Origin of the sequence: uncultured Anaerovibrio sp. (genome assembly GCF_947302755.1) — a bacterium.
In the GTDB taxonomy this organism is placed as follows: Bacteria; Bacillota; Negativicutes; order Selenomonadales; family Selenomonadaceae; genus Anaerovibrio.
In genome coordinates this window covers 1-8,775 of record NZ_CAMYWM010000111.1, presented here as the reverse complement: position 1 = coordinate 8,775, position 8,775 = coordinate 1, and the positions used below count along the sequence as shown (strand labels likewise).

At 46.1% G+C, this 8,775-nt stretch carries 10 protein-coding genes; all 10 read left to right on the top strand.

Annotated elements, in window-relative coordinates; genetic code table 11:
- A partial coding sequence (ribD, locus tag Q0Y54_RS10035; RefSeq protein WP_297967175.1) for a bifunctional diaminohydroxyphosphoribosylaminopyrimidine deaminase/5-amino-6-(5-phosphoribosylamino)uracil reductase RibD occupies window positions 1-757 on the top strand: 757 nt, incomplete at its 5' end.
- Window positions 758-889: 132 nt separating this feature from the next.
- Window positions 890-1,528, top strand: a complete 639-nt coding sequence (locus Q0Y54_RS10030; RefSeq protein WP_297967171.1) for a riboflavin synthase — start codon at window positions 890-892, stop codon at window positions 1,526-1,528.
- An 11-nt stretch (window positions 1,529-1,539) separates the two neighbouring features.
- A complete protein-coding gene (locus tag Q0Y54_RS10025; protein WP_297967167.1) occupies window positions 1,540-2,745 on the top strand; it encodes a bifunctional 3,4-dihydroxy-2-butanone-4-phosphate synthase/GTP cyclohydrolase II in 1,206 nt (401 codons plus the stop codon).
- A gap of 77 nt (window positions 2,746-2,822) precedes the next feature.
- A complete protein-coding gene (ribE, locus tag Q0Y54_RS10020) occupies window positions 2,823-3,293 on the top strand; it encodes a 6,7-dimethyl-8-ribityllumazine synthase (RefSeq protein WP_297967164.1) in 471 nt (156 codons plus the stop codon).
- A gap of 16 nt (window positions 3,294-3,309) precedes the next feature.
- A complete protein-coding gene (hslO, locus tag Q0Y54_RS10015; protein ID WP_297967161.1) occupies window positions 3,310-4,185 on the top strand; it encodes an Hsp33 family molecular chaperone HslO in 876 nt (291 codons plus the stop codon).
- Between the two features lie 373 nt (window positions 4,186-4,558).
- Entirely contained in the window at window positions 4,559-4,750 is a 192-nt protein-coding gene (gene rpmB, locus Q0Y54_RS10010; RefSeq protein ID WP_027396446.1) for a 50S ribosomal protein L28, read from the top strand.
- A gap of 358 nt (window positions 4,751-5,108) precedes the next feature.
- Window positions 5,109-5,762, top strand: a complete 654-nt coding sequence (locus Q0Y54_RS10005) for a hypothetical protein (RefSeq protein ID WP_297967158.1) — start codon at window positions 5,109-5,111, stop codon at window positions 5,760-5,762.
- Window positions 5,752-7,263 carry a hypothetical protein gene (locus Q0Y54_RS10000; protein WP_297967155.1) on the top strand — a complete coding sequence of 504 codons (1,512 nt, stop codon included), beginning with the start codon at window positions 5,752-5,754 and terminating at the stop codon, window positions 7,261-7,263. Before Q0Y54_RS10005 ends, Q0Y54_RS10000 begins: the two co-directional genes overlap by 11 nt.
- Window positions 7,264-7,452: 189 nt before the next feature.
- Window positions 7,453-7,821, top strand: coding sequence for a YlxM family DNA-binding protein (gene ylxM / locus Q0Y54_RS09995; protein WP_297967152.1), 369 nt, complete (start codon window positions 7,453-7,455; stop codon window positions 7,819-7,821).
- A partial coding sequence (locus Q0Y54_RS09990; protein ID WP_297967148.1) for a signal recognition particle protein occupies window positions 7,818-8,775 on the top strand: 958 nt, incomplete at its 3' end. The genes ylxM and Q0Y54_RS09990, both read left to right, overlap by 4 nt.

Below are 8,775 nucleotides of genomic sequence, written 5' to 3'. Positions count from 1 at the left end.
TGTAAAAATTCTTGAGGAGGCGGGCATTGATGTAGTGACCGGTGTGCTGGAGGAGGAAGCAAAAAAACTCAATGAGGTATTCCTTAAATGGATTACCAAGGAGATGCCTTTTGTGGCTCTGAAAACGGCTATGACCCTGGATGGGAAAATTGCCACAGCAACTGGGCAGTCTCAGTGGATTACCAATGAGGCCTCCCGCTTGCGGACTCACCAGCTGCGGGATATTTATGATGGTATTATGGTGGGGATCAACACCGCCATTAAGGATAATCCCAGCCTGACCACCAGATTGCCGGGCGGCAGTGGGAAAAATCCTATCCGTATTGTGGTGGATAGCAAGGGCCGGTTGCCGTTAGACTCTCATTTGGTAACGGATGGTCAGGCAAAGACCATCGTGGCTGTATCGGAGGCCGCCAGCCCCCAGGCGGTTCAGGCCCTGGGAGAGGCTGGGGTTCAGGTCATTTGTGCCGGTAAGGACAGAGTGGATTTGCCACAGCTGCTAAAGAAATTGGCCAAAATGAATATTTGTTCAATTTTGGTGGAGGGTGGCGGTCAGCTTAACTTCTCCATACTGGAAGCAGGACTGGTGGACAAGGTATATGCCTTTATCGCCCCGAAGCTCATTGGCGGCAGAGCTGCCCTTACCCCGGTAGAGGGGGCTGGCTTTGGGGAGCTCAGTCAGGCAGTGAAGCTAAAGGAGGCAACCACGGAGCTCATTGATGGTGATATTCTTATTATCGCCAATGTGGATAAATAAACGCCTTCCCCTTGGGATGCAAATGCAATAAGCCAGTTCCGTCAGGGGAGGGGCAGCACCTAAGGGTACCAGGAACAAAGCAGCCTCGGCGTCAACGTAGTTGGCGGATGAGGCGTAAAAACAGGTGATTTGATGTTTACAGGAATAATTGAAGAGGTGGGCTCTGTCCATAGTATTGGCGGCGGCCGGCTTACCATCAGGGCCTCCAGGGTTCTACAGGATGTGCAGCTGGGGGACAGCATCGCCGTAAATGGCGTCTGCCTGACGGTGACCCGGTTTGACAGTGGCAGCTTTGATGCCGACGTAATGCCGGAAACCATTCGCCGCACCTCTCTGGCGGAGCTCAAGAAGGGCAGTCCCGTAAATCTGGAACGGGCCCTGACCCTGCAAAGCCGCTTGGGCGGTCATATTGTCAGCGGCCATATTGATGGGGTAGGCACCATTCGTTCCATGAAGGAAGAGAGCAACGCCATTCTTATGAAGATATCCGCAGACAAAAATATTTTGCGGCATATCGTGGAAAAGGGCTCAGTGGCTCTGGATGGTATCAGCCTTACGGTGGCGGAGGTTACGGACAGTGATTTTACAGTTTCACTGATACCCCATACCCGGCAGGTAACCAACCTGTCCTACAAAAAGGCTGGTTCAGTGATTAATATTGAAAATGATGTTATCGGAAAATACGTGGAGAAGCTCCTGCAGCCTCAGGAAGCCCCTCAGGAAAATGTGAGCCGTATCACCATGGATTTTCTAAAAAATAATGGTTTTTAAGGAGCGAGATTATGTCAGATTTTGCAACAGTGGAAGAAGCAATCGAAGAAATTCGTAAAGGAAATATGGTAGTGGTAGTGGACGACGAGGACAGGGAAAACGAGGGCGACCTGATTGTGGCCGCTGAGACCTTGACCCCGGAGCAGGTTAATTTTATGGCAACATATGCCAAGGGCCTTATTTGTACTCCTATGGAGGGCGATTATTTGGATCGGCTGGAGATTTTCCCAATGGTATCCAATAATACCGACAACCATGAAACCGCCTTTACCGTATCAGTGGATGCTGATACCACCTCTACAGGTATTTCCGCCTTTGAGCGGTGTGAAACCATAAAGCGTCTCATTGACCCTACGGCCAAGCCGGAGAATTTCCGTCGCCCAGGTCATGTATTCCCATTGCGCAGCGTTCCAGGCGGTGTACTGCGTCGGGCAGGCCACACCGAAACCACCACGGATTTGGCCAAGCTGGCCGGTCTGGCTCCAGCAGGTCTTTGCTGTGAGATTATGGACGATGACGGCCACATGATGCGTACCCCACGTCTCATAGAGTTCTCCAAGGAGCATGGGCTGAAGCTTATTACCGTAAAGGCCCTGATTGAGTACAGAAAGCGTACTGAGTGCTTCGTGGAGAAAATCGCCGAGGCCGATCTCCCAAGCAAGTATGGCCATTTCCGGGTTCATGCCTATGAAAGCAAGCTGGATGGCAAGTGCCATTTGGCCATTGTAAAGGGCGATATCAAGGGTAAGGAAAATGTTTTGGTTCGCGTTCATTCCGAGTGCCTCACCGGCGATGCCCTTGGGTCCCTGCGGTGTGATTGCGGTGATCAGCTGGCTACGGCCTTGAAGCGTATCGAAGCTGAGGGTCAGGGCATGGTGCTTTATATGCGTCAGGAGGGCCGTGGCATCGGCCTGGGGAACAAGATGCGGGCCTATGAGCTTCAGGACCATGGCAAGGATACGGTAGAGGCCAATGTTCTTTTGGGCTTTGCCCCTGATGAGCGGGATTATGGTATTGGTGCCCAGATTTTGGCTGATATGGGCCTTACCACCATTCGCCTTATGACCAATAATCCGGCCAAGCGGGCCGGTCTGGAGGGCTATGGCCTGAAAATAGTTGACCGGGTGCCTTTGGAGGTTCCGACCAACGAATACAACCATGACTATATGAAGGTTAAGAAAACCAAGATGGGTCATATTTTTGCGGAGAAGATTTGATTGAGGTCCAATTAATTAACTAGGCTTGTCTGTTTCATATTATCCTGAAACAAGCTGATTATTCGGAGGTATATAAAATGAAAGAGGTTAATGTTTTAAAAGGTAAGTTTAATGCATCCGGCTTAAGGTTTGGTATTGTGGTAGCCCGGTTTAACGAGTTCATCACCTCCAAGCTCTTAGGTGGTGCCTTGGACGTTTTGGAGCGTCATGATGTTGATGAGGAGGATATTACTGTAGCCTGGGTTCCGGGGGCTTATGAGCTGCCGCTGGTTTCCAAAAAAATGGCGGAGACCGGCAAATACGATGCTATTATCGCCCTGGGTACCGTGATCCGCGGCTCCACCACCCACTATGACTATGTGTGCAACGAGGCGGCCAAGGGCATTGCCCAGGCCAGCATGTCCACTGGTGTGCCAATAACCTTTAGCGTTGTTACCACCGAAAATATTGAGCAGGCCATTGAGCGGGCTGGTACCAAGGCTGGCAACAAGGGGGCAGATGGTGCCATGACTGCCATCGAGATGGCCAATCTATTAAAGCAGATTTAAGGTGGACCAGCATATCATGAGTGATACTTTAGTAAAAGCCATTACCAAGGGCGTCAGAATTTACGCGGCGGTTACCACGGATTTGGTCAATGAGGCCATCCGTCGCCACGATTGCTCTCCTACGGCGGCGGCAGCCCTGGGGCGCACCATGACGGGAGCCCTGCTGATGGCGGCCAACCTAAAAAATAAGGAAGCAATTACGGTAAGCTTTCAGGGCAATGGCCCCCTGGGCTATATCACGGCTGATGCCACTCCGGAGGGCTATGTCCGCGGGTATGTGGGCAATCCCCATGTGGAGCTTCCCCTGAAGTCCAATGGCAAGCTGGATGTGGGCGGAGCCGTAGGCCAGGGTACGGTGCAGGTGACCCGGTTTACCGGTCTTGGTGAACCTATGCGGGGCAGCAGTGAAATCATTTCCGGGGAGATTGCCGAGGATTTGACCAATTATCTCTTTGTGTCGGAGCAGACCGCCTCCAGTGTTGGCCTGGGTGTTTTGGTAGGTACTGATTGCCTGGCATTGGGGGCTGGTGGTTTTATATTGCAGATGATGCCGGATGCCGACGAGGAAATAATAACCCGGGTGGAGAAGGCCCTGGAAAAAGTCCGGCCTGTTTCCGTGATGATTGCCGATGGCGCAACGGCCAAGGGGATAATAGCTGAGCTTATGAAGGATTTTGAGGTGGATTATCTTACCACCACCGATCTGGCCTTTAAATGCAAGTGCAGCCGTGAACGAATAGAGGACGTGCTTCTTAACCTCGGTCATGAGGATATGGAGCAGCTGGTGCAGGATGGCCATGCTGAGGTATGCTGTCAGTTCTGCGGTGAGAAGTACCAGTTTGAAAAGGACGAGCTGGAGCATCTCCTAAAGCTGGCCGACGGTATAAGATAAGTAATTTTATGTTAAATGCAGGGGCTTTATGCTTGAGCCCTTGCATTTATTTTGGAAAAATGATAGTATATTCAAGCAACAGATTATACAGTTGAATGCAGGATGAACTTGGCGTTATGGACAGCAAAATGAGACTTGTTCAGTGGCAGCCTTATGGTTCCGTTGAATGAAGTCGTATGAGTCCGGAGCTTACAGGTGCTTTATAGTGTGGAATATGGCACCTGTTAGCGTGGGATAAAAATATTGCTGCCAAGGGGTTGCATTTGACAGCCTTATTGTGCTATAATCTTTTTGTTTGTGTGTATAGGACTATGTACAGATAATTTACATATATGCGACTATGCGCCGATGAAACGTTAAGGAGGTGTGCTATATGGCAAGTTTATGTGAAGTATGCGGTAAGGGTGAGCTGTCCGGCAACAATGTCAGCCATTCCCATCTGAAGACCAAGCGCTCCTGGAAGCCAAATATCCAGCGCGTTCGTGCCGTTGTAGAAGGCGAAATCAAGCGTGTAAATGTTTGCACTCGCTGCCTGCGTACCGGTAAGGTTGAAAGAGCTCTCTAATTTTTGCAAAATATCAAAGTGATATATCATAAGAAAAGCCGATAACGAAGGTTATCGGCTTTTCTTATGGAAACAGTTAAAATTTCACAGAAGGGTGGTTTTATTCGCCTCTTCCCTTGGGCAGAACATCTCTGCTCTCACATATGGCTCGGCAGCTTCTTCCCCCTAACAGGACTAGCCCATTGCTTTTGCGCCGCAAAGGTAATGCACTAAAAATATTCATGGAGCTTGGGAATAATGTATAGGATTTTTGCCCAAGATAATCATAAATCTATTGAAATTGGCTGAAAAAACAAGTAAAATGGTTTTATAAAGAACATATGTATTTTTATATAAAGTAGGTGAGGGGGAAGGCTGTATGAAAGCATTGGATATTGATGATTTAAAATGTGCGGCGAAAACTTTTTGTGAACTGATGTGTAAAGAGAACCATACAAGCCTAATTGGTGTGACCGATGGAAAAGCAGTTGGAACTTATGTGGAGCACCGTTTTAAAGAATATTTATGTGAACATTACGATTTGGAAATCGGCAGCAGTGCCAAAGGTATTGATTTGCCAGGGGATGGTATTGAAACAGATATAAAGGTCACAAGCATAGCCCAACCCCAAAGCAGCTGCCCATTTAAAAATGCAAGACAGAAGATATTTGGTTTGGGCTATAATCTATTGGTTTTCGTTTACGAGAAGACGGATACGGTAAAAGGGTGTCTTCTGACCTTTAAATACTGTGCGTTTATAGATAAATCAAGGACGGCAGATTATACTATTACAAAACGGTTAAGGGAAATGGTTGCAGATGATGCCAATAAAGATGATATCATAGGTTTTTTAAGTGATAGAAATGTACCTGGTGATGAAATAGTTTACAATGATTTAGCAGATGAAATACTGGCTCACACTCCTAAGCAGGGATATTTGACAATTAGCAATGCCTTGCAATGGCGTTTGCAGTATGGAAGAGTTATCACACTTGATAATAAAATTGACGGGGTCCTTAACTATGAATGGTGATATATTAAAAAAAGAGTTTGGGGATTATCAGACTCCACGGGAATTTGCTGATACTGTGTGTAACTATTTATATACGGTGCTTCATATACGGCCTCAATATATAATTGAGCCTACTGCCGGAATAGGGAATTTTATAAAATCCTCATTAAAATACTTTCCAGCTGTTACATCTGTATTGGGAATTGAGATGAATAAAAAATATTGTGATGTTTGCAATTCAACAATTTCAGATAAAAGAGTAAAAATAAAATGCCAAAATATTTTTGAATGCGATTTAGAAACATGTATTGAAAATGATGGTGAGACGTTAGTTATAGGAAATCCACCATGGGCAACCAATGCAGAGTTGAATTATAATCTGCCCCAAAAAAGTAATTTTAAGGGAAGGTCAGGTATAGAGGCAATTACCGGCTCAAGTAATTTTGATATATGTGAATATATTATTTTACGGCTCATAGAGGCCTTTAGGGGGAAAAACGCTGTAATTGCCATGTTATGCAAAACCTCTGTGGCCCGCAATCTGTTTATGGAATTAAACAGAACCTCTGCAAAAGCAGAGTATGTAAAAATGTTGAATTTTGATTCCGGCAAGGTTTTTGGGATAAGTGCGCCAACCTGTTTATTTGTGGTAAAACTAACAAATAGTATAAATAATACCTCAAAATGCGTCGTAGCAGATATTTATTATCCCGAAAAAATATTAAATGAAATACAATGGAAGGACGGTTCCCTTTTCTCTATCGTTCAGGGAGTAAAGGATTTGGAAGGCATCTGTCAATATGAATGGCGTCAAGGCATAAAACATGATTGCTCAAGTGTTATGGAGCTGGAAAGAGTCGGGAAGGGTATATATAGAAATAAGCGGAAAGAAGAGGTTAAATTAGAGGATAAGCTGGTATTTCCCCTGATAAAGAGCAGTCATTTTAAGCAACCTGTAATCTGTGAGAAATTTAAAAAGTACGTGATAGTAACGCAGAAAAAGCCGCGGGAAGACACATCATACATAAAAAGATATGCACCAAATACATGGCGTTATCTGGAATCAAATAAAGAACAGTTTGATGGCCGGAAAAGCTCCATTTATAGTGGGGCACCTGAATTTAGTATGTTCGGAGTAGGGGATTATTCTTATGCAAAATATAAGTTTGGCATATCTGGGTTTTATAAAACCCCTTTCTTTAGTCTCTTATATAATAGTGACGAATTAGGTAACCCCATAATGCTGGATGATACCACTTATTTTATATCGTTTAGTAACTATGATGACGCATATACTTGTATGTTGCTGCTGAATTGTGATGCTGTTAAGGATTTTTTATATTCGATTTCCTTTAGGGATGCTAAGAGGCCATATACCAAAAAAATACTGCAGAGGCTGGATTTTAGAAAATGCGTTGCAGAAATTACTATAGATGAGATGATACAACGGGAAAGAAAGTTAAATCTTAAACCATATATAACGGAGAATATGTATCTAAATTTTAAAAGAAAAATAGGGTAAGTGTTATTCAGCTTTAGATTTCGTTGTAAGGGCGTAGAGCAAAATATCATTTTGCCCGGAGTTTACTCCTGCGTTAGCCCCTGGTAAAGAAAAAGGTATTTGACAAGGAAAAATACTTGACAACCCATAGGGGGATGGCTATAATAACTATGGTCGGGAAAGGCTATGCCTTGAAAGAGGGTGTTTTTGGTGCTTGAACAGCGTTTATATCTGGCAGAGCTCTTTGATATTTATGGGCCGTTGCTGACGGATAAACAACAAAAATGTTTGAGTATGCATCTCTTTGAGGATTTCTCCATGTCGGAGATTGGAGAGGATTTAGCCGTTTCCAGACAGGCTGTATATGATATATTGCACCGCTCGGAGCAAACCATTGCAGCCTATGAAAAAAAGCTTGGCCTGGCCCGGCGTCTCAGACACCAGCGTCAGGAGCTTACTGAGCTTTACGATGAAATTTCCCGGCTTTCTTCCGATAATAAGATGGATGGGAAGGAAGCAGAGCATATACTTATGAAGCTTGCTCCATATACCAGCAAGGTTCAGGAGGAATTAGATTGATTTTTGAAGGTTTGGCAGATCGTCTGCAGGAAACATTTAAACGGCTTCGCGGACATGGCAAGCTCACAGAGGATGACGTAAACGAAGCCATGCGGGAAGTGCGGATGGCACTTCTGGAGGCCGATGTAAACTTCAAGGTCGTAAAGGACTTTGTAAAGCGGGTCAAGGAACGGGCCATCGGTCAGGAGGTCATGGAAGCCCTTACACCGGCGCAGCTCGTTATCAAGATTGTAAATGAAGAGCTGACTGAGCTTATGGGCGGCTCCCAGAGCCGTATTAATATGTCCCCAAATCCACCAACCATTATTATGATGGTGGGTCTGCAGGGTGCTGGTAAGACTACCTCAGCCGGTAAATTGGGCCTTTCCCTGAAAAGGCAGGGCAAGCGTCCGGTGCTGGTTGCGGCAGATATATATAGACCGGCGGCTGTTACCCAGCTGCAGGTCATTGGTAAGCAGCTGGATATTCCGGTGTTCTCCATGGAGCCGGGAACGGATGCTGTAACCATAGCAAAGTCATCTTTAAACTACGCATTTACTCATGCCAACGATGTGGTCATCATCGATACCGCTGGTCGGCTTCACATCAATGAAGAGCTGATGCAGGAGTTAAAGGATATAAAGGGTCAGGTAAAGCCCCATGAAATTCTTTTGGTGGTTGATGCCATGACCGGTCAGGATGCCGTAAACGTTGCCGAGAGCTTCAATAAGGACCTGGGCCTGGATGGCCTGGTGCTTACCAAGCTGGATGGTGATTCCCGGGGCGGTGCCGCCCTTTCCGTAAAGGCTGTGACCGGCTGTCCTGTAAAATTTGTGGGTATGGGCGAAAAGCTTGAGGCCTTGGAGCCATTTTACCCGGATCGCATGGCTTCCCGAATTTTGGGAATGGGCGATGTCCTATCCCTTATTGAAAAGGCCCAGGTACTTTCTCAGGAACTTACCCTGGAATCAACTG

Excerpts from the sequence above, each read along its gene's own strand:
- ribE (WP_297967164.1), top strand. The coding sequence starts at position 2,823 with ATGAAAGAGGTTAATGTTTTAAAAGGTAAGTTTAATGCATCCGGCTTA.
- Q0Y54_RS10005 (WP_297967158.1), top strand. The coding sequence starts at position 5,109 with ATGAAAGCATTGGATATTGATGATTTAAAATGTGCGGCGAAAACTTTT.
- hslO (WP_297967161.1), top strand. The coding sequence starts at position 3,310 with ATGAGTGATACTTTAGTAAAAGCCATTACCAAGGGCGTCAGAATTTAC.
- Q0Y54_RS10030 (WP_297967171.1), top strand. The coding sequence starts at position 890 with ATGTTTACAGGAATAATTGAAGAGGTGGGCTCTGTCCATAGTATTGGC.
- Q0Y54_RS10025 (WP_297967167.1), top strand. The coding sequence starts at position 1,540 with ATGTCAGATTTTGCAACAGTGGAAGAAGCAATCGAAGAAATTCGTAAA.
- Q0Y54_RS10000 (WP_297967155.1), top strand. The coding sequence starts at position 5,752 with ATGAATGGTGATATATTAAAAAAAGAGTTTGGGGATTATCAGACTCCA.
- rpmB (WP_027396446.1), top strand. The coding sequence starts at position 4,559 with ATGGCAAGTTTATGTGAAGTATGCGGTAAGGGTGAGCTGTCCGGCAAC.